1 protein-coding gene is annotated in these 426 nt (G+C 35.4%); it reads left to right on the forward strand.

The genetic code is table 11. From position 1 onward, the window contains the following. On the forward strand, positions 1 to 425 hold a 425-nt coding region (locus DLK05_RS17115; RefSeq protein ID WP_127345118.1), incomplete at its 5' end, for a FapA family protein. Position 426 lies beyond the last annotated feature (1 nt).

The following is a 426-nucleotide window of genomic DNA, read 5'->3' on the forward strand; positions in this document are numbered from 1 at the left end:
TTGAGGCGTTTGCAAAATATCCAGCTCTGAAAGAAAAAATTTCATTCCTTAAAGAGCAATATGATGCGGCGCAAAATAAAACAATGGATATTGTTCGGTCTGAAATAGAATATAACAAGAAAAAAGCGAGTGAAAAAAGTGAAGAGGAACTACGAAAAATCGCAGACGAAAAAGAAGTAGCTAATGTTGCTATGCTTGATGCTAAAACTGCTCTGGCGCAGGCTAGTGATGAGCTAGAAGGAAAATTACTAACAAATATTGTTGATGTGAAGCATCATGTCTATACCCATGTTACTGTCCAATATGGTTCAGATAAAATCCTAACTAAAAAAGAACATGGGCAAACAGTCTTTTCTTATAATCAACATGAAATTCAGGCAAGAGCTACTATGGTTGGTGATGATATAGCGAAAGAACAAGAATAGT

Origin of the sequence: Ancylomarina longa (assembly GCF_003996985.1) — a bacterium.
GTDB classification, from domain to species: domain Bacteria; phylum Bacteroidota; class Bacteroidia; order Bacteroidales; family Marinifilaceae; genus Ancylomarina_A; species Ancylomarina_A longa.